Here is a 17,878-nt window from a genome sequence, read left to right as displayed (position 1 = left end):
ACTAGGTTGTTGCAAGATGTGTATGGCGAGCAGGCGGCGTAGCACAGGGTCGGCAATAATACCAGTTCACCAGCGCGTTGTGCAGTTCCCGAAACAGGGTCATACCATCAACTTTACCGATATCACATTCTTATCAGGAATATAACGCCAACGACAAAAAGCAATATTAATGTATCGTTAATGAAATTAGATTGTATTGGTGGGAAGCAAAGGTACGTGCTGATGAGGGTTTGACAGAAGCCGCGTAAAATTTCGGCATTTGTCTACAAAGCGGCTCGTGCCAGTGGAAGGATAGGCATCTGCGCCTATGCTGAAAATAACGTATCAGGTCTTCTGATGATTCAGGCATTAGCGACAGACCAGCAAAAAACCAGACGCGACCATTTAAGGATAATTGTTCATATCAGGAATAGCTTTTTCGCGGTTCAGGTTGATTATCGACTTTAACGAAGGAACAGCACTATGTTTATCGATCTGAGAGACAAAATGATATCGGTATTAACCCGAATTCGTGACAGGGGTTATGGTCCGGAAGACGCCATCAACCATATTGTTCAATCTCTGGGCAGCCGTTATAGCGATGTGTCCAAAGTCAACGTGCTGACCTCGAAACTGATCGCCGATGTGATTCATTCCGCCTATCAGGATGCAACCACCCCGCTGGAGATAGCAGAAATTCTGCGCATACTTGGCTACGCCAGCCGGGATGTGGTGGGGGGAATTCACGAGCAGTTTCCGCAATTGACACCGGAAGATGTTGGTCGTCTGGTGCTGCATGAGAGGGTTTACCCCAGCTCCAGTCGCGCTTCGTTTATCGCCGCGATGACCTACGGCGGATTTTCCAACGAAGAAAGCGAGCAGGCTGCGAAAATTCTGTATTCCTGATAGGTCACTTACTGGTGCCGTCAGGTCTTGTGGGATGTGGCCGGTGTGTTTCACCGGCTACCGCGGATATCGGTCAGGGGCGTGCACCGATAATCGGTCACGCGATACGCTAACCGTTGCGGTTATTTTAGTAGCAACCGGATACCTAACATTGCCATCACGGCGCCGCTGACACGGTCAAATCCGGTTTTAAACCGCAGGTAGACGCTGCGTGGTCTGGCTGACGAGAGCAGCAACGCCACCAGGGCATACCAGAGAAAGTCGATAACGAATGCCAGCAATGGCAGTGTGACGTACATCCAGCCTGCAATCTGCTGATTAAGCAGTGCGGCAAATACGCTGCCGAACACTAGCGCAGTATTGGGGTTGCTGAGTTGCGTTAATAGTCCCAGCCGAAAAGCGTGGGTTTGAGGTGCGGTGGGGCTATCGTATAGCTCTGGCATGGCGTGGCTGGGTCTGGCGCGTAACAGCCTGAACGCCAGATAAAGAAGATAGAGTCCGCCAGCGATTTTTAGCGTCTGATAAAGCCAGGGAACGGCGAGCAGCAGCGATTGCAGGCCCAATAGCGCTATCAGTGCGAAGATAGCTGCACCTGTGCCCATACCCAGTGAAACCGCGAGGCTGGCGCGTCGGGATGCAGCCAGCGCGGTACGCGCAACCAGAATAAAACTTTGCCCTGGACTCATGGCGCCGAGTGCCAGAACCCCGCCGATAGCGGCGATAGCGTGTATATCGCTTCCCATGCTTTGCTCCTCAATCAGTGATGGATAGTTATTTTACCCTCTATTTTGGTGTTGACGTAAACTAATGGCATTCAACAGGTTTTCAGGAATAACAACGATGAAACGAAACGCCATGGTGCTGGCCGGTGCGGTATTGCTGGCCGGGTGTGACCTGAAACCCGCAATGGAACCAGTAAACCCGGTACTGGCCGGTCTTTCTAATATTTTTGGCTTTGATGCGTTGCGCGGTAAAGTGAAGCACTTCACGCAAACCCAGACCGATGAAGCCGGTAAGGTCACGGCATATGTTGAGGGGACGTTTGATGCTAACGGGTGCATCATGGCACTGCGCACCTATCAACCGGAGATGAGTCTCGACCTGGATATGGTCCGTCACGGGCAGGCGCTGGTGGAGCAGCGCACTCATCAGGCGTTATTCCAGTTGACGGAGCATTGCCAGTTGGCAAACACCACAGATGGTCGCCTGAGCTATCGGTCGAATGACCAGCACGCCATTACGGAAGTTATCTACCGTGGTAGTACTCGTGATAGCACCGATGACAGTGCAAGTGATGGTGCAACGCCGATGGCGAATTACCGTTATGATGATCAGGGATTTCCGGTCAGTATGACGTTTGTTTCACCGAAAAACGGCAGAGTGACCCGCGTTGAGATGCAAGACGATGCGCCGGTGCAAAAACGGCTTGATGCCACGGTGATCGTCAAAGAAAACAACGAGCAAACCAGTGTGACCCGCACCACATGCCAGTATGACTCGCACTTCAATCCGCGCGAGTGTCAGGTGCTGGTATCGAATGGTAAAGGGGTCACACAAACGGTCAGTACGCTAACACACACCAGCAACATCGAGTATTACTAAGGTGTCCGGCAAGCGGCGAAGCATACAGCATTGGGCGCGATAGTGGTTACTCCTGCACCAGCCATTCGTCGGCTTCGCTAAACATCTCTTCGATAATCCGGTTAATGGTGGATTTGTCCTGTTTACTGGCGTTGGAGTTGATGGCGTTGGCCTGCATCGGCTTTACTTTGATTTCCGCGTCCGGAAACACCCGGTGAATCCGTTTGGCGAGTTCGTTTTTAATCTGTTCTGCTGCGTTGGGTAGCCCACTCACGTTTCTTTTATCGTAAACTAATTCTACGTACATATTAGCTGCCTCTCCATGAATAATACTGTTTAAATATACAGCATTAATTTTAGGCGCTGCAATGGTTTTTTAACATCAATCAGTTAGCATTTTTTCCATATAGACGCTGAGCGGATCGTCGCCGTAAGGAAAAAACGGGCCACACAGGCGATAACCATGGCGTTGGTAAAGCCGGATTGCCTGTGGTTGATGGATGCCGGTTTCCAGTCGAATCACCTGGCAGCCTGCCAGACGGGCCTGCTGTTCCAACTGCCGCATGAGTTGATCCGCCGCCCCGCTGCCGCGGCAGGTCGGCTCGACATAAATGCGTTTCATCTCGCCTTCTCCCGGTTGCCGCAACCAGAGGGCGCCACAGCCCACCGCGTGCCCATCACGGTGGCGGATCACCAGAAAAATCAGTTCATCGGCGGGTACGGTACGCAGATCGGTGAAGTGGCAGCATTCTGCCGGATACAACGCAGACTGATAAGCATCCAGTTTTTCTAATAGCGTCAGGATGTCGGGCTGATCCACGGCTTCGTGCCGGATGGTAAACAATGACAGGCGATGTGCGGGCATTCCAGGCTCCTTATTGACCAACAATCGAAGCACTATTCCACATAATTCCATGATAAAAAAGGGGAATAAGCAAAATAGCCAGTGGCGGCAAACTGTGATATCAAACTGCTTATCAGCGATAGAAAAGGAGTAATGATGACCACATTGCGCGTGGCGCGGCCAGTAACGGACCTGCAACGGAGCGAACAGATGTACTGTAACGGACTGGGGTTACAGAAAGTCGGTTCGTTTGCGCAACATGACGGTTTCAGTGGTGTTATGCTGGGGCGACAAGGGCTGGCCTGGCACCTTGAATTTACCGTTTGTCACGCTCATCCGGTCATGCCAGCGCCGACGGAAGACGATTTACTTGTGCTGTACATTGCCGATCATGACGAATGGCAGGCGTCCTGTCATCGCATGGTGCAGGCTGGTTTCAGCGTGGTAGCGTCATTTAATCCTTACTGGGAGCGGCAGGGCAAAACTTTCTGTGATCCCGACGGTTATCGGGTGGTATTGCAGCAAGGGCGCTGGCCAATGCCGACGAATAACAAAGAGAATAGCCATGTATATCATCAGCCTGACATACAACGCGCCGCTGGATGAAGTGGAAAACTTGCTGGAAAGGCATGTGACCTGGTTAAAACGGGGATATGAACAGGGGATGTTTGTGGCATCCGGGCGTAAGAACCCGCGTACCGGAGGGGTGATTCTGGCTAAGAGCGTTGGACGAGAAACGCTGGATGATTTTCTACAGCAGGACCCATTTCAGGCGGTAGCCAATTACGAGGTGATTGATTTTCAGCCGCTGACGACCATTGATGCCTTCGCGGCTCTGAGCCGTATCTGACTAAACGCGCTCCGGCTGGCGTTGCGCACGCCGGAGCCGCATTCATCACTCGCGCACCGAGCTTTGCAGATTGCTGTCTTGCGCATGGCGTTCCAGCGCCAGTTCAATCAACCGGGTGATCAGGTCGGTGTAGCCAAGGCCGCTGGCCTCCCACAGTTTCGGGTACATACTGATGTTGGTGAAACCGGGCAGGGTGTTAACCTCGTTAACGACAACCTGTTGGTCCGGCGTCAGGAACACGTCTACCCGCGCCATGCCCTGACAATCCAATGCCTGGAACACCTGCAAGGCGATGTCGCGGATACGTTGATGTACCTCGTCGTCCATCGCTGCCGGAATCGCTACGGCGGCGCCGTCTTCGTTGATGTATTTGGTGTCGTAGGAATAGAACTCGTCATGCAGCACCACTTCACCGCAGACGCTGGCTTTCGGGTAGTCGTTGCCCAGCACCGCACATTCGATTTCCCGGCCAATAATCGCCGACTCCACCAGCACTTTATGGTCGTAACTGAACGCCAGATCGACCGCCTGTTCGAATTCCGCCTGATTGCGCACCTTGCTGACGCCGACGGACGATCCCTGATTGGCGGGTTTGACGAACAACGGCAGGCCGAGTTGAGTGGTGACATGCTCATAAGGGTGGCGAGCGCGGTTGGCGCGGGTCAGCGTGATGAACGGCGCTACCTGCAATCCGGCATCGCGCAGCAGGCGTTTGGTAACGTCTTTATCCATGCTGACCGCAGAACCTAGTACGCTGCTGCCGACAAACGGAATGTTCGCCATGCGCAACAGGCCTTGCAATGAACCATCTTCGCCCAGCGTGCCGTGAACGATCGGGAAAATGACGTCAATCTGCGACAGGGCACTGGCGCTGGCCGTGTCGATCAACTGATGATGGGTTTGTCCTGGGATCAACGCCACGTTTTGACTGGAGCGGTTCAGGGCGATCAGCGCTGGGTTGTTGGCGTTGAGCAGGTAGTTGGAGGCATCGTTAACGTGCCATTCCCCTTGCTTGTCGATGCCTAACAGCACCACATCGAACCGTGTTTTATCAATCGCATCCACAATATTTTTTGCGGACTGCAGTGACACTTCGTGCTCAGAGGATTTACCACCAAAAACCACGCCAACCCGAATTTTACTCATATCACTCTTTCCGTTATGGGATCGTTTTCCGTTATAGGTTCGTTGAACTGTCTGGCGCCTGATAAGACGTCTTGATCTGTGGCTGCAAGAGTATCACTTCATGCCGCGAGGCGGGACTTTTTTCCGGTCGCCGAACCCCGCCTTTTTCGGTGGTGGCGCAGAAATTGCGCATCTTAAAGCGAGGTGTGAAAAGAGAAGGGGTTGCCTATGCGGTTTCATAGCGTTGGTAACGAGGGGCGCGGCGTGAGGAATGAAAGAGTCGGCCAGAGAATAAGAACCTGTCTGCCGGGAGGTTGCCTGACTGACATTCATCTGGCCGAAGCTGATTGATATACCACGATGTCCTTGTCACTCAGGTGACACGGTTGTTCGCGGAACATGCCGCCCAACCCGTTGATCCGCACCGGGCGATGGCTGCGTTGATTATCCGTCGCTGTTCCGGCTGCTAAAACAACCCGGCTGTTGTTCAACAGCCAGGTCCAGACTTAATACCCCTGCCGTGCTTTTCTGACTTCTTCCCCTAACTGCCATACCGCCATCGCGTAGTGCACGCTGTGGTTGTAACGGGTGATGGCGTAGAAGTTTGGCAGGCCGTACCAGAATTGGTAGTAGCTGCCCATGTCGAGGCGTAGCAGACTGGCTTCCTGATAGCCACCCAGTGACGCAGTCGGGCGCAGCCCTGCCGCTGCCAGCGTTGACAGGGAGTAACGGGTTTTAAAGCCGGTTTCCAGCGAGAAAGTCTGACCGCTGGCGGGTATGGCGACCTGCTGGTTAGGTTGCCAGCCGTTTGATTTGAAGTAGTTGGCGACGCTGCCGATGGCGTCCACCGGGTCCCACAGGTTGGGAACGCCGTCGCCGTTGAAATCCACCGCGTATTTCTTGAATGCTGACGGCATGAACTGGCCGTAGCCCATCGCGCCAGCAAACGAACCACGCAGTGACAGCGGGTCAAACCCATCTTCCCGTGCCATCAGCAAAAAGTACTCCAGCTCGCTTTGGAAGTACTCGGCGCGGCGTGGGTAAGCGAAAGACAGCGTGACCAGCGCATCCAGAATGCGGGTTTTGCCCATCACCCGGCCCCAACGGGTTTCTACCCCGATAATACCGACGATGATCTCCGGTGGTACGCCGTAAACCTGCCGGGCGCGCTCCAGTGCGTCCTGATACTGGTTCCAGAATGCGACGCCGTTTTGCAGGTTATCCGGGGTGATGAACTGCTTGCGGTAACGCAGCCAGGCGCCGTTGGGCGTGTTGGAGGGCGTGGCGGTTGACGGCGCGGGCGCCTGTTTATCCATGAGTCTTATTACCCAGTCCAGCCGCTGCGCTTGCGCCAGCACGTCGTGCAGTTGCTGGCGCTCAAAGCCGTACTGTCTCACCATTTTATCCACGAAGCGGTCCACCTCCGGGCTGTTGGCGAAATCGCCGCTGGTCAGCAGGCCGCCGGCATGAGCGGGGGATAATAAAAAGCCGCCGGACGGGGCGTTGGTGGCGGGTGTACCAATAATTTCAGCCCCGGCGGGCTCAGCGGATTTGTTGCTGCAGGCAGACAGCGCCAGCAACAGCGGGAGAACAGCAACCAGGCGACGCATCAGATATCCATATAATTCAGTCAAAAACAACGTGGCGGCCATGGTAGCGCAACGTCCATAGGGAAAAAACCGAATTGTGACGTTCTGGCGAACGATGGATTATCTGTCAGCCGGTGCGCCTGAGTATTGCAATCCTCTGATGCTGCGTTGGTAAAAAACGTTCTGGAATATTGTGATGATTGTCACGAAAATAACCGGGCGGAAAATCCGGGAGTGCGCCGTCAGCGGCAGTCATCGGGTAACCGGACAATTGGAATGACTTGAAATGACAATTGAAATAGTTGCACCCGTGCAGGGACATTACATGAACGTGATTGGAATTATCATGTCATCGGGGAAAGCCTCGGTTGACGTTGCACTGTATACACTGTTGCCGATTATGGTGGTGATGCTGGTCATCATGCGGTTTCTGGAAGTGAAAGGCGTTGTGGATGCGCTGGTGCGCTGGATGGCGCCGATTCTCAAGCCCTTCGGGCTCACCGGGATGAGCACCTTCGCGCTGATTCAGCTCAATTTCGTCAGTTTTGCCGCGCCGTTGGCAACGTTATCGATGATGGAAAAACGCGGCGTGTCTGATCGTCATATGGCGGCGACGCTGGCGATGGTGTTCGCCATGGGGCAGGGCAACGTGTTTTATCCGCTGACGCCGTTTGGCCTGCACTGGGCGGGAGCGATTGTCATCTCGATTGTCGGCGGGCTGGCCGCCGCTGCGCTGACCTATCATGTGCTGGGGCGCAATCTGTCTGTCGTAGAGAGCCAGCGCTCCGGCGAACTCTCTGCTGATGAGCCTTCCGCCAGAGGACTCATCGGCATTATTAATAGTGCTGGTGCTGATGCCATCCGGCTGGCGCTTGGGTCGGTGCCGATGCTGATTCTCTCCATGACGATTGTCGGCATACTGGAAGCCGCTGGCGCGGTGACGGCGCTTGAGCGCTTTTTCTCACCACTGCTGGCTGCTGCCCATATTTCGCCGGTTTTCGTGATGCCGACGCTGGTGAAATGCCTGGCGGGCGGTACCGCTTATTTTGGTGTGGTGTCGGACTTGATGCAGCAAGGGAAGATGACTGCCAGTCAGATCAACGCCTCCGCCGGATTACTGATTCAGACGTTTGATTTACCGGGGATAGGCATTTTTCTTGGCGTGGGTTCCCGCTTTACTCGTCTGTTTCGCTACGCTGGATTGGGCGCACTGTTCGGTATTGCGGTTAGAACAGTGCTGCATGGGATGGTGTTTTGAATCATCACAGATTGTGAGCGTAACGACATCCTCCGACGTGCGAGGCATCAACAATTACAGAGACGATCATTGAGGGCTGTCATCACATACTATCCGGTTTAGCGGTGCTGTGCCTGTTCCCGGCCTTGTTGTGGCCGGGACTGAGAAAAAGATCGAACTAAAAAAAGAAATCGTACAGAGTTTCTGGAAGAATCAGTTAAGCATAGCCGCCATTATTCTTTTACGCTTAAATCAATATCGCCAAAATATCGTTTCTTGATATGTGCAAATGTACCGTTGTTGATTATATTCTGTAGTCCCTGATTGAAAAGTTGCTTGGTTTCGGTATCGCCTTTGCGTATACCGTAGGCTGAACCGATGCTGAATAGATTGGCATCAGTGACTTCGGGACCCTTTAATTCAAAATCTTTACCTTCCGGGGTTTGTAAAAATCCGAATGTGATGGAAACCGACGGGCACAGTGCGCCGTCAAGTCTTCCGGCATACAAATCTTCATAAATCGCTTCCTGATCAGGATAGCTTTTCACATTAACTCCGGCAGGCAGCCAGTATTTGTTGGCATAGGTTTCCTGAATCGTTCCTTGTTGTACCCCTATGTTTTTCCCCCGAAGCATGTCAGCCTGCGGAAGAAACGTTGCTGTTTTTCTTGCGACGAGTCTGGTTGGTATATGAAAAACATAGTTACTGAAATCTATCGCTTCCTTTCTCTTTCGCGTTACTGCAAGCGGTGAGATGACGTCTATTTTTTTGGCGAGAAGCGCCGGAATCTGTGAGTCAAATGTGTTTACGATATAATCACACTTTGCATTTACTGATTTGCAGATAGCATCAGTTATATCGATTTCAAATCCTGCTGGATTACCATTTATGTCTCTGCTTTGAAAGGGAGAAAACGTTAAATCGACACCAATGCGAATGACTCCCTGATGGGCAAAGGCCAATGGTGAAATCGTGAAAATGATAATAATTGGCAGAATATATAATTTTCTAAACATAACCATAACACCTCTTTTTTAACCATATAAAAGTAAATATAAATATTCCGGTATTCATATCATTACCTGTGACAGTAAAATGATCTGGCGTTGCACAGGCTTGCTCTCTTAATTCCCTCTGAGCCAGGATATTACCGATTGTATTTCCAGAAAATGTGCAAGAAAGCGCTGCAAAACTACCTTCATTACGGCGAATAAGAATAATCCTAATTAAGATGCGTACTGCGGTGAAAGTAGCCCCCTTCCTTCATAAAAAGTATTTTTTCACTACACGCAGGCCATAAGAAATTGGGCAGTACAGCGACACAGAAGCGCTAAAGACCGCACAACATATAACGTTAATAGTGAAGACAAGAAAAATGTCAGGCGCTGCATCATGATTGCGTTTCACATCCCTATCCACAATTCACATTCCCTATCCGGAAAACGGGAGTTAATTTATACGTGAAATAATGAATATTAGTTATTATTTTGTTTTCAGGATGTAAATTTATGAATATTAAGATGTCGTCACTGTGAAGGCGCTTTTTGTATCCTGGGAAATAGTCAGGTAGTTGAATATGTGAGATCAAGAAATACGACGTGTCAGGACGCAAAGTGAAGATGTGAAGCCGGCGGTGATAAATTCGATAACTACCTGGTTGGCAGGGTGCCAGCGTGAGGATAGCTGTGTGTTTATGGCGTCATGACTGCCATGGTCAGATTAATCAGGCGTTCAGAGAGTGTCACTGCAACCGATTACTACTGCACGTGTTGATTCTTTATGTATATGCCCTGCCACATCATCCTGCTACGTAATGCAGCAGGGCATTCTTACTGGCTGAAAGTGGCGTTACTCGAAACAAACGTGTGGATTATCTGCCAGCGAGACAAACGTTTTGCTGTTTTTATCCAGCGTACGAATCACACCGCTTTCAATATCGTATACCCAGCCGTGCAGTCGCAGCGCATTATTGCGTAGCCCGACAGCGACGGAAGGATGTGTTTTGATATTGTTCAGTTGCGCAATGACGTTCTCTTCCACCATCGCATTGACTTTATCGGTTTCGTTATCCCAGCTTTTCTTCTCCACGACTGCTTTAGCGGCATCAGCGTAACGTAGCCAGTGCGCCACGGCAGGCATCGGGTCGAGGCACTGGCATGAGGCGATGGCCTTCATCGCGCCACAGTTGGAATGACCGCAGATCACAATATCAGTCACGCCCAGCGCAACCACCGCATATTCAATAGTGGCGGAGACGCCGCCAGGCTCCGGGCCGAAAGAAGGCACAATGTTGCCGGCATTGCGGATAACAAAGAGCTGCCCCGGTTCCTGTTGGGTAACCAGCTCTGGCACCAGACGGCTGTCTGAACAGGAAATAAACAGCGCTTTAGGATTCTGGCTGGCCGCCAGACTGCGAAATAGCTCCTTACGTTGAGGAAATATTTCTTTTTGAAAACTGAGGAACCCCTCAATGATATGTTGCATAGCACGTTCTCTTTTTAGCAGTTATCACTACATGGTATCCCCGTCACGCTTCAGTTGCAGGTGATGTTGACGGTGTTATCTGACCTGTTTCATGGCCCTTTGGGATGGGGCCTTGCCCTTAACTTAATGGTTATACGTTGATGGTTATACGACAGCTAAACGCAATCCCAATTCTTCCGGGTATGGATCAAAATAGTTTTGCGTCAACAGATAGTCATCGGGGTGTTCGGCTAAATAGTGTTTCAGCAGCGTGAGCGGTGCGAGAATGGGCAGACGTCCAGCCCGATAATTGATAATGACTTTTCGCAGTTCCGCGCGCTGGCGATCATTGAGCTGGTTACGAAAATAACCTTGAATGTGCATCAGCACATTGGTGTGGTTTTTACGCGAGGCTGGTTGTCTTAGAATCGCCATCAGTTTTTCGCGGTAAGCAATGAAAAAGGCATCCAGATCGTTCCATTCGTGGAGGCGGGCAACAAAAGGGCCGATCTCGCGGTAGCCTGCCTGATGGTGTGCCAGTAGCTGAAGTTTATATCGGCTGTGAAACGCCAGCAGACCGTGGCGGGTTAGCCCGTCGGCGCGTAGCGCGTTAAGCTCATGCAGCGCAAACAGGCGCTCTATAAAATTCTCGCGTAACACCGGGTCGTGCAGGCGTCCATCTTCCTCGACCGGAAGCCAGGGGTATGCTTTCAACAGCGCAGCGGTGAAAAGACCAGTACCTTCTTTACTGCCACGATTACCTTGCTCATCGTACAGGCGTACCCGTTCCATGCCGCAACTGGGCGATTTTGCGCAAACGATGAACCCGGTCAGCTCGCCGACCGTGGGCAGATAATGTGCGGCAAAGTCTTCCATTTTTTCGGTAACATCTTGCTGCGGCGCATGGCTAAAACGCATACGGATATCACCGCAGGCGGTCTGGATAAGACGAAGTGCTGGACGGGGAACCGGCAGGCCGATAGCCATTTCCGGACAGACGGGCCTGAACGTTACCCATTGCGCCAGTTCATCCATCACGAAACGCATACGTTTATGCCCACCGTCAAACCGAACCGTTGAGCCGGTCAGACATCCGCTAATGCCGAGTACAGGTTTACTGTTCATGGCGTTGCTCCTTTACTAAAAAACAGCGTGACATAGCCTGCAGTAATGCCGAATTTTTTCATTTCAGTCTTATTAAACAGGTGGATGCCGTCTTGCAGGAACATCCAGTCATCGAAGTCGAGTAGCCAGGTTGTGCCGTCCACCTTCACGTTCATGCTGTACTGCCAGTGAAACGCGTTGCCCGCCGCCTGGCCGCGTGCGATGCCTTCAATATCTTCTGCGGTTCCTTCATAGTTATCGCTGCTGATACGGCGGATATGCCAGATGCGCCGCTGCTGTTCGCCATCGTCGTAGACAAACCGTTCGTTAAGCGTCAGCGTGTCGCCCTCGACATCACCGTGCATAACAACGTGAAAGCGGCGCAGTTGTTGACCACAGTGTGCCTGCACCATCCCCCAGGCTTCCGTCTGGCCCTGAAAATAGCGGAAGATATCGAATAGCGGCTGTCGGTCACGGTAATCGTGAATGTCAGTGCGACAGCCTGCCAGCAGCATCAACACCGTCAGGCTGAGGATCAGAAATCGTATCATCTTTCACCACCAGGCAATTGCTGCCGTAATTTGGGACATTGAGTGTGCGGAATCAGCCAGATGATCAGAAAGCTTTCGCTAAAGATGATCGATGGCACGTCACCGTTCACACGCGCTCTGCGGTAAATTGCACCACGCTGATGGTTCGTGCGTTAAACCCGGCTTCGCAGTAGCCAAGGTAGTACAGCCACATGCGGCGAAAACGTGTGTCGAATCCGAGTCGTTCGATGTCCGGCCAGGTATTAAGGAAACGTTGCCGCCAGTGCGCCAGCGTTTGGGCATAGTGCGGTCCCATATCGAATAAGTTGCGCAACACAAAATCAGTATGGCGTGTCATCAGCTCGCTTATCGCCGTGACGCTGGGCAAAAAACCACCGGGAAAGATGTAACGCTGAATAAAATCCACGCTTTTGCTGTAGTCGCGGTAGCGCTGATCCTGAATAGTGATCGCCTGAATAGCCATTTTCCCGCCCGGACGCAGGCGTGCCTGACAGGTCTGGAAAAATTGTGGTAGAAAGGCTTTTCCGACGGCTTCGATCATTTCCACCGACACCAGTTTGTCGAACTGACCGGTGAGATCGCGGTAGTCGCATAGCAGCACCGTTACCCGGTCCTGCAAACCTGCACGGGCAATACGCGCCACCGCATAGTGATACTGCTCGCGGGAAAGGGTGGTGGTCGTTACCCGACAGCCGTAATGGCGGGCGGCAAACTCCGCCAGCGCTCCCCAGCCGGTGCCGATTTCAAGCAGGTGATCGTCAGGCGTCAACGACAGCTCTTCACACAACCGCCGCATTTTTGCCTGCTGCGCACTGGCGAGATCCGGCGTAGCTGGGGTAAATAGCGCGCTGGAATAGAGCAAGTCATCGTCAAGAAAGTGTTGGTAAAACTGATTACCCAGATCGTAATGCGCGGCAATGTTTTCGCGTGCCTGCTGCCGATGATTGCGGTGTGTCCAGTGCCATATTCGCTGGAATGGTTGACCCAGCAGGCGAAAGCCATTTTCCAGTCGGCTCAGTACGCTGGCATTGACCGCTATGATTTGCAGTAATGCGGTGAGCTGGTCTGTCTCCCATTCGCCGTCCATCCAGGATTCCGCTGCTGCGATGCTGCCGCCGGTCAGGAGACGCCAATAAACGCCGGGGGAAAGGAGACTGACTTCGGCGCACAGGGAAGACGCGGGGTCACCAAAATGGACGGTTTGGCTGCCTTCGCGTACTGTCAGCGACCCGTGTTGTAAACCCGCCAGCAAACGGAACAGCAGCCAGCGGGCAAAGCGAACCGTACGCGGAACATCAGACTCAAGCGCAAAAGCGGGGTCGGTCATAAGCGTTCACTCCTGCTGACAGGATGGTTATAAATCGGCACCCGTTTTAGCCACAGCAGCAGCGCCTGCCAGTAAATGGCAACAACAGTCTTCAGGGTCATCAACGGAATGCTGAGCTGCATGTGGCGAAGGTGCAGACGCGTAAGCGGTTTACGTACCAGCATCAGCGTTGCGTCGAACACTTTTTCATCCTGATGGTTTTCGATATGCAGATGTAACGTTTTGTCGGGGCAGTTAAACCGCCAGTGGTAGACCATATCCATCGGGTTGAAGGGAGAGACGTGGAATGCTTTATCGACAGGGGTGGTTTCCTGCGCGTTGACCGCGTAATAGTGACGTTCGTTCCACGGCGTATTACGCACCTCGGCAAGGATCCAGCGCAGGGTTTCCTGCGCGTCAAAGCAATAGTAAAAATTCACCGGGTTAAAATGAAAGCCCAGATAGCGCAGTTGAGTTAACAGCATGATCTTGCCATCAGGGCGTTCACCGGTCAGCGCCGCCAGCTTGCCAAGCACGTTTTCTTTCAGCGGCGTACCCAGCGGGTAGTCGCTATCGTAAAACGCGACGGCGGCAAACTGATTACGGCGGATACCCACCGATGGCAGGCTATCCAGTTCATCCAAATCCAGATACGCCATAAATACGTTATAGCGAAATTGATGCGTCCGCGGTTGCCAGCGACGGTGGCGTAATACGCCACGATATAGACAGTTAATCATTAATGTTCTCCTTGTCGGCGATTCCCCTGACCACATCCAGTGCGCTGCGTACTCCGTCTTCGTGAAAACCGTTGTACCAGTAAGCTCCACAAAACCAGCTATGCCGTTGACCGTTAATCTCTGCGCGTCGTGACTGCGCGCGCCAGCTTTTCGGGTTAAACACGGGGTGCTCGTAGACAAAGCGCTTCCAGACATAGCGTTCATCAATCGGTGAATCGGGATTGAGGGTGACGCAGAACAACGGACTTGCTTGTGGCAATCCTTGCAAAATATTCATGTTGTAGGTGACGCAGGCACTGGCCTGCTCGTCGTGAGGCAGGCGATAGTTCCAACTGGCCCAGGCGGCTGACCGCACCGGCAGCCAGCGCTTATCGCCGTGCAGTACGACCTCGTTACGCTGCCAGCCGATATCACCCAGAATCTCCGTCTCTTCCCGGCTGGGTTGAGCCAGCAGCGTAAGCGCTTGCGTGGAGTGACAGGCGAAAATCACCTGATCGACCATGAAGGTTGTGTCCGCCAGACAGATCTCTACCCCCTGATCATGGCGTACCACGTTCTTCACGGGGGTATTGACGTGAAGCGTGAAACGATTTTCCAACTGAGCGAGCAGGGAGCGTACATATTCCCGTGAGCCGCCGGGCACCACGTACCACTGCGGGCGTTGCGTGATATCCAGCAGGCCGTGGTTGTCAAAAAAGCGTAAAAACAGGGCAAGCGGGAAGCGGCGCATCTCCTGTAATGACGATGACCATATCGCCGCTCCCATGGGCAAAATATAGTGACGGGCAAAAAACGCATTAAAGCGATGGCGAGAAAGAAAGGTTTGCAGTGTGTCGTGGTCGCCAACCGACTGTGTAACGGCCTGTTTCGCCAGATGATTAAAGCGGACGATCTCTTTTAGTAGCCCCCAAAACCGGGGGTTAACCAGATTCCTGCGTTGCGCAAAGAGTGAACTGATCGAATGGCCGTTATATTCAAGACCGTTTGCCGGATTATGCACCGAAAAACTCATCTCCGTTTTCTGCCCGCTGATGCCCAGTTCGCTCAGTAGCCCCATAAATCGCGGATAGGTGCGATCATTATAAACAATGAACCCGGTATCAATGGCATAGGTGCCGGAAGGGGTGGCGACATCTACGGTGGCGGTATGCCCACCCGGCGTAGGGCCTGCTTCCAGCATGATCACTTCATGGTGCCCGGCCAGCCGCCACGCGCAGGTTAGCCCGGCGATGCCACTGCCGATGATAGCGATTTTCATGGCCTCACCATCCTGCGCAGTAGCGCACGTTGAGCGATTCCGGGGAGCCACGACAGCAGGCGCAGCAGTGCGCCAAAACCGGTCGGAAAGGCGATATGCGTTTTTCCTTGCCTGATGCCGCGCCGTATCGCTTTCACTGCCTGTTCGACGGCGATGATACCCGGCATCGAAAAATCGTTTTTACGGGTAAGTGGGGTATCGACAAAGCCTGGTGAAACCACGGTCACGGCGATACCTTTTGGCTCCCAGTCCAGTCGCAGGCTGTCTGCAAACCAGCTCAGCGCGGCTTTTGATGCGCCATACGCTTCCGCACGCGGGAAGGGCAGCCAGTGAGCCATTGAGCTAACCAGCACCACACGGCTGCCGGGCGTGAGCTGCGCCTGTAATGCCGCAAGGCAATTAATGGGACCGATAACATTCGCGTTCATGACACGCGACACCAGTTCCGGGTCGATAACGCCGTGATCGAGATATTCACAGCTTCCGGCGCAGAGTACGGCCAGGTCGATGCGACAGTCGGCCAGTGCTGCGCGGCAAGCCTGACTGTCGGTGGTGTCAAACTGGCGAATGGAGATATGTGGGTTGAACTGACGCAAGGCCTCAAGGCGGGCGGCATTTCTGCCGCAGGCAATAACGTGGTGGCCATCCTCCGCCCAGGATTTTGCCAGCGCTGCGCCAATTCCTGAACTTGCGCCGGTGATAAGGATCGTCATCATGCAGATACCCTTCTCTTGACGCCGCGAACGGCCCATCCCAATAGAGGAAGGTGTTCATAAATCATCTCGCCGACATCGTAGTAATCACGCTGGTGCGTGATGCGAGTCTGCTGCACGTCAACGATGGAGCATCCTGACAGCGACAGCGCTTTGCCGCCTGATATACCGGGGTGTGACCAATGCATAGTCCAGTTCGCTGCAAAACGATCATGTTCGCAAATCGGGATATCGATGGTGAAACGACACTGTTTTGTGTTTTCCAGCAAATGTGAAAAATAGTCCTGTATCGCGGGTAGGCCCTGGTGTTGACCGAACGGATCGATAAGTATGGCTGACGGGTGATAGAGCGCAGACAACAGCCCCAGCGGCTGAGTATCCAACTCAGTGTAAAAGCCAACGAAGTTGTCAAATACGGATCGCATTGTGCTCATAGGCGTTAACCTTTCGTCGAACCATCAGTATTAAAACAGTATAATCAAAACTTACACAAACTTGTTTTTTTGTCTAAGTTTTTTTGGTGATTTTGTATGGCTTCTTAAGATTATAAGATTGTTGTGGTTTTTTGGGAGGGTGGTGGCCGGGAAAGTGCCGCGATGCGATTTGTTTTCCAGTAGGCGGAATCATCTTCTGCTCGAACCGTTAATTTTCCTTTTTAGTTGCCAGCCGCTATTGAAACTCCAGGAACATTGCCTGCGCGAACATAACGATGGACGATGTGGAGCATATTAATTCGGTGTGTTTGTCCTGTTTGTTTAACGGCATTTAATAGCGTTCTTAGTATAGAAATAGGTCATCAATATTAAATTTATCTATATTATTTAATCCCCATGGTGATAATTTCATTTGAAATAAAAGCGTAATCTTTTATTGAGAAGAATCTTATGTAAATAAAGTTAATTAACTGTAGATTTAATTAAGAAAACTCTGAGTAGATGTCTTATAAACGTGGGTGTCTTACTTTTAATATTGGGGGGGGGTAAGCATCCCAAGAGCGGTAGCATGGTTAAATGTCATGGTTAAATGTAGGGTTTACCAGAGTGATGTGATAATTCATGAATAAAATTCAGTATGAAAAGGAGTTGTCTATTTATGAGTTTAATTTTAATTTTTTTCTATGAATAATATTAATTTTACACGTAAGAACGTAATAAGGGGAGTCTCATGGTTGGGCTTGCTGGTCTGCATCGTCTGGCTCATTGGACAACAAATCGGGCAACAACAAGAAGCGAGGTCTGTATCGGGGGAAATATTTTATATTAGTCACGACTTTTATACTGCTCAACAAAAAGAGTCCGTGACAGAAAGACATCTTTTTGGCGAGTCACATGCTGTCGAATCGGATGACGCTATTCTTTTTAGAGTGTATGACCATCCTTTATCGGAATATATAATACAAAACGCACCGGAATCTGATTCACCGCTTAAGCTTACCGGTATTATTTATTCGCTTGACGCCAATGCTGCGATGATAACGGTTGAAAGTGATAATATGCAGCGGGATTATCGCACAGGAGAGAGTGTATCACCCGGTAATGAAAAAATTCTTCTTGTTTTGCCAGATAAAGTTATTGTCGATAGTAACGGATATTATCGGTCACTTCATTTTAAAAGTGGTTAAACTCAAGGTAT

The 17,878-nt window shown here is 51.8% G+C and carries 20 protein-coding genes; 6 read left to right on the top strand and 14 right to left on the bottom strand.

All coding sequences use genetic code 11. The features are described 5' to 3' along the window. The first annotated feature begins 462 nt into the window (after positions 1-462). Positions 463-885, top strand: a complete 423-nt coding sequence (locus Dpoa569_RS16015) for a hypothetical protein (RefSeq protein WP_042868692.1) — start codon at positions 463-465, stop codon at positions 883-885. Between the two features lie 122 nt (positions 886-1,007). On the opposite strand, the gene Dpoa569_RS16010 is transcribed toward Dpoa569_RS16015, so the two are convergent. Further along, complete coding sequence (locus tag Dpoa569_RS16010) at positions 1,008-1,628, bottom strand: LysE family translocator (RefSeq protein ID WP_042868695.1); 621 nt, start codon at positions 1,626-1,628, stop codon at positions 1,008-1,010. Positions 1,629-1,725: 97 nt separating this feature from the next. Between Dpoa569_RS16010 and Dpoa569_RS16005 the strand changes: the two genes are divergently transcribed. After that, positions 1,726-2,487, top strand: a complete 762-nt coding sequence (locus Dpoa569_RS16005; RefSeq protein ID WP_042868697.1) for a YnfC family lipoprotein — start codon at positions 1,726-1,728, stop codon at positions 2,485-2,487. Positions 2,488-2,533: 46 nt separating this feature from the next. Here the strand turns inward: Dpoa569_RS16005 and Dpoa569_RS16000 are convergent, their stop codons facing one another. Beyond that, positions 2,534-2,773, bottom strand: a complete 240-nt coding sequence (locus Dpoa569_RS16000) for a DinI family protein (RefSeq protein WP_042868699.1) — start codon at positions 2,771-2,773, stop codon at positions 2,534-2,536. A 75-nt stretch (positions 2,774-2,848) separates the two neighbouring features. After that, positions 2,849-3,331 carry a GNAT family N-acetyltransferase gene (locus Dpoa569_RS15995; RefSeq protein WP_050569391.1) on the bottom strand — a complete coding sequence of 161 codons (483 nt, stop codon included), beginning with the start codon at positions 3,329-3,331 and terminating at the stop codon, positions 2,849-2,851. A gap of 135 nt (positions 3,332-3,466) precedes the next feature. Between Dpoa569_RS15995 and Dpoa569_RS15990 the strand changes: the two genes are divergently transcribed. Then, positions 3,467-3,916 (top strand): VOC family protein, encoded by a 450-nt coding sequence (locus Dpoa569_RS15990; protein ID WP_050569392.1) that lies wholly within the window; start codon positions 3,467-3,469, stop codon positions 3,914-3,916. Then, positions 3,876-4,160, top strand: a complete 285-nt coding sequence (locus tag Dpoa569_RS15985) for a YciI family protein (RefSeq protein WP_042868701.1) — start codon at positions 3,876-3,878, stop codon at positions 4,158-4,160. The genes Dpoa569_RS15990 and Dpoa569_RS15985 overlap by 41 nt, the downstream gene beginning before the upstream one ends. Before the next feature lie 45 nt (positions 4,161-4,205). On the opposite strand, the gene ddlA is transcribed toward Dpoa569_RS15985, so the two are convergent. Together ddlA and mltB are read right to left on the bottom strand one after the other, a co-directional pair. Beyond that, positions 4,206-5,306 carry a D-alanine--D-alanine ligase gene (gene ddlA / locus Dpoa569_RS15980; protein ID WP_146411543.1) on the bottom strand — a complete coding sequence of 367 codons (1,101 nt, stop codon included), beginning with the start codon at positions 5,304-5,306 and terminating at the stop codon, positions 4,206-4,208. A 485-nt stretch (positions 5,307-5,791) separates the two neighbouring features. Beyond that, positions 5,792-6,895, bottom strand: a complete 1,104-nt coding sequence (mltB, locus tag Dpoa569_RS15975) for a lytic murein transglycosylase B (protein WP_227983080.1) — start codon at positions 6,893-6,895, stop codon at positions 5,792-5,794. Positions 6,896-7,199: 304 nt separating this feature from the next. Between mltB and Dpoa569_RS15970 the strand changes: the two genes are divergently transcribed. Beyond that, a complete protein-coding gene (locus Dpoa569_RS15970) occupies positions 7,200-8,132 on the top strand; it encodes a nucleoside recognition domain-containing protein (protein ID WP_042868703.1) in 933 nt (310 codons plus the stop codon). Between the two features lie 212 nt (positions 8,133-8,344). Here the strand turns inward: Dpoa569_RS15970 and Dpoa569_RS15965 are convergent, their stop codons facing one another. The 9 genes from Dpoa569_RS15965 to Dpoa569_RS15925 all read right to left on the bottom strand — a co-directional run bounded on the left by Dpoa569_RS15965 (position 8,345) and on the right by Dpoa569_RS15925 (position 16,680). After that, a complete protein-coding gene (locus tag Dpoa569_RS15965) occupies positions 8,345-9,127 on the bottom strand; it encodes a transporter substrate-binding domain-containing protein (RefSeq protein WP_042868705.1) in 783 nt (260 codons plus the stop codon). An 832-nt stretch (positions 9,128-9,959) separates the two neighbouring features. Continuing rightward, positions 9,960-10,595, bottom strand: coding sequence for a carbonic anhydrase (locus tag Dpoa569_RS15960; RefSeq protein ID WP_042868707.1), 636 nt, complete (start codon positions 10,593-10,595; stop codon positions 9,960-9,962). Between the two features lie 144 nt (positions 10,596-10,739). After that, entirely contained in the window at positions 10,740-11,699 is a 960-nt protein-coding gene (locus Dpoa569_RS15955) for a YbgA family protein (RefSeq protein ID WP_042868708.1), read from the bottom strand. Next, the gene (locus Dpoa569_RS15950; protein WP_042868710.1) at positions 11,696-12,229 is read right to left on the bottom strand and encodes a DUF3833 domain-containing protein; all 534 of its coding nucleotides are present in this window, start codon (positions 12,227-12,229) and stop codon (positions 11,696-11,698) included. The genes Dpoa569_RS15955 and Dpoa569_RS15950 overlap by 4 nt, the downstream gene beginning before the upstream one ends. A 106-nt stretch (positions 12,230-12,335) precedes the next feature. Next, the gene (locus tag Dpoa569_RS15945) at positions 12,336-13,556 is read right to left on the bottom strand and encodes an SAM-dependent methyltransferase (RefSeq protein WP_042868712.1); all 1,221 of its coding nucleotides are present in this window, start codon (positions 13,554-13,556) and stop codon (positions 12,336-12,338) included. Further along, complete coding sequence (locus Dpoa569_RS15940) at positions 13,553-14,275, bottom strand: DUF1365 domain-containing protein (protein ID WP_042868714.1); 723 nt, start codon at positions 14,273-14,275, stop codon at positions 13,553-13,555. The genes Dpoa569_RS15945 and Dpoa569_RS15940 overlap by 4 nt, the downstream gene beginning before the upstream one ends. Then, on the bottom strand, positions 14,268-15,533 hold the full coding sequence (locus Dpoa569_RS15935; RefSeq protein WP_042868716.1) for an NAD(P)/FAD-dependent oxidoreductase: 1,266 nt from the start codon (positions 15,531-15,533) through the stop codon (positions 14,268-14,270). The genes Dpoa569_RS15940 and Dpoa569_RS15935 overlap by 8 nt, the downstream gene beginning before the upstream one ends. Then, a complete protein-coding gene (locus Dpoa569_RS15930) occupies positions 15,530-16,249 on the bottom strand; it encodes an SDR family NAD(P)-dependent oxidoreductase (RefSeq protein ID WP_042868717.1) in 720 nt (239 codons plus the stop codon). Before Dpoa569_RS15930 ends, Dpoa569_RS15935 begins: the two co-directional genes overlap by 4 nt. Next, positions 16,246-16,680 (bottom strand): nuclear transport factor 2 family protein, encoded by a 435-nt coding sequence (locus Dpoa569_RS15925; protein WP_042868719.1) that lies wholly within the window; start codon positions 16,678-16,680, stop codon positions 16,246-16,248. Before Dpoa569_RS15925 ends, Dpoa569_RS15930 begins: the two co-directional genes overlap by 4 nt. Before the next feature lie 734 nt (positions 16,681-17,414). On the opposite strand from Dpoa569_RS15925, the gene Dpoa569_RS15920 reads away from it, so the two are divergent. After that, on the top strand, positions 17,415-17,867 hold the full coding sequence (locus Dpoa569_RS15920; protein ID WP_227983078.1) for a type II secretion system protein N: 453 nt from the start codon (positions 17,415-17,417) through the stop codon (positions 17,865-17,867). Positions 17,868-17,878 lie beyond the last annotated feature (11 nt).

Source organism: Dickeya poaceiphila, assembly GCF_007858975.2.
In the GTDB taxonomy this organism is placed as follows: Bacteria; Pseudomonadota; Gammaproteobacteria; order Enterobacterales; family Enterobacteriaceae; genus Dickeya; species Dickeya poaceiphila.
This window is presented reverse-complemented; position numbering and strand designations above follow the sequence as displayed.

Excerpts from the sequence above, each read along its gene's own strand:
- Dpoa569_RS15955 (WP_042868708.1), bottom strand. The coding sequence starts at position 11,699 with ATGAACAGTAAACCTGTACTCGGCATTAGCGGATGTCTGACCGGCTCA.
- ddlA (WP_146411543.1), bottom strand. The coding sequence starts at position 5,306 with ATGAGTAAAATTCGGGTTGGCGTGGTTTTTGGTGGTAAATCCTCTGAG.
- Dpoa569_RS16010 (WP_042868695.1), bottom strand. The coding sequence starts at position 1,628 with ATGGGAAGCGATATACACGCTATCGCCGCTATCGGCGGGGTTCTGGCA.
- Dpoa569_RS15995 (WP_050569391.1), bottom strand. The coding sequence starts at position 3,331 with ATGCCCGCACATCGCCTGTCATTGTTTACCATCCGGCACGAAGCCGTG.
- mltB (WP_227983080.1), bottom strand. The coding sequence starts at position 6,895 with ATGCGTCGCCTGGTTGCTGTTCTCCCGCTGTTGCTGGCGCTGTCTGCC.
- Dpoa569_RS16005 (WP_042868697.1), top strand. The coding sequence starts at position 1,726 with ATGAAACGAAACGCCATGGTGCTGGCCGGTGCGGTATTGCTGGCCGGG.
- Dpoa569_RS15930 (WP_042868717.1), bottom strand. The coding sequence starts at position 16,249 with ATGATGACGATCCTTATCACCGGCGCAAGTTCAGGAATTGGCGCAGCG.
- Dpoa569_RS15925 (WP_042868719.1), bottom strand. The coding sequence starts at position 16,680 with ATGAGCACAATGCGATCCGTATTTGACAACTTCGTTGGCTTTTACACT.
- Dpoa569_RS15935 (WP_042868716.1), bottom strand. The coding sequence starts at position 15,533 with ATGAAAATCGCTATCATCGGCAGTGGCATCGCCGGGCTAACCTGCGCG.
- Dpoa569_RS16015 (WP_042868692.1), top strand. The coding sequence starts at position 463 with ATGTTTATCGATCTGAGAGACAAAATGATATCGGTATTAACCCGAATT.
- Dpoa569_RS16000 (WP_042868699.1), bottom strand. The coding sequence starts at position 2,773 with ATGTACGTAGAATTAGTTTACGATAAAAGAAACGTGAGTGGGCTACCC.
- Dpoa569_RS15945 (WP_042868712.1), bottom strand. The coding sequence starts at position 13,556 with ATGACCGACCCCGCTTTTGCGCTTGAGTCTGATGTTCCGCGTACGGTT.
- Dpoa569_RS15950 (WP_042868710.1), bottom strand. The coding sequence starts at position 12,229 with ATGATACGATTTCTGATCCTCAGCCTGACGGTGTTGATGCTGCTGGCA.
- Dpoa569_RS15985 (WP_042868701.1), top strand. The coding sequence starts at position 3,876 with ATGTATATCATCAGCCTGACATACAACGCGCCGCTGGATGAAGTGGAA.
- Dpoa569_RS15940 (WP_042868714.1), bottom strand. The coding sequence starts at position 14,275 with ATGATTAACTGTCTATATCGTGGCGTATTACGCCACCGTCGCTGGCAA.
- Dpoa569_RS15965 (WP_042868705.1), bottom strand. The coding sequence starts at position 9,127 with ATGTTTAGAAAATTATATATTCTGCCAATTATTATCATTTTCACGATT.
- Dpoa569_RS15960 (WP_042868707.1), bottom strand. The coding sequence starts at position 10,595 with ATGCAACATATCATTGAGGGGTTCCTCAGTTTTCAAAAAGAAATATTT.
- Dpoa569_RS15990 (WP_050569392.1), top strand. The coding sequence starts at position 3,467 with ATGACCACATTGCGCGTGGCGCGGCCAGTAACGGACCTGCAACGGAGC.
- Dpoa569_RS15970 (WP_042868703.1), top strand. The coding sequence starts at position 7,200 with ATGAACGTGATTGGAATTATCATGTCATCGGGGAAAGCCTCGGTTGAC.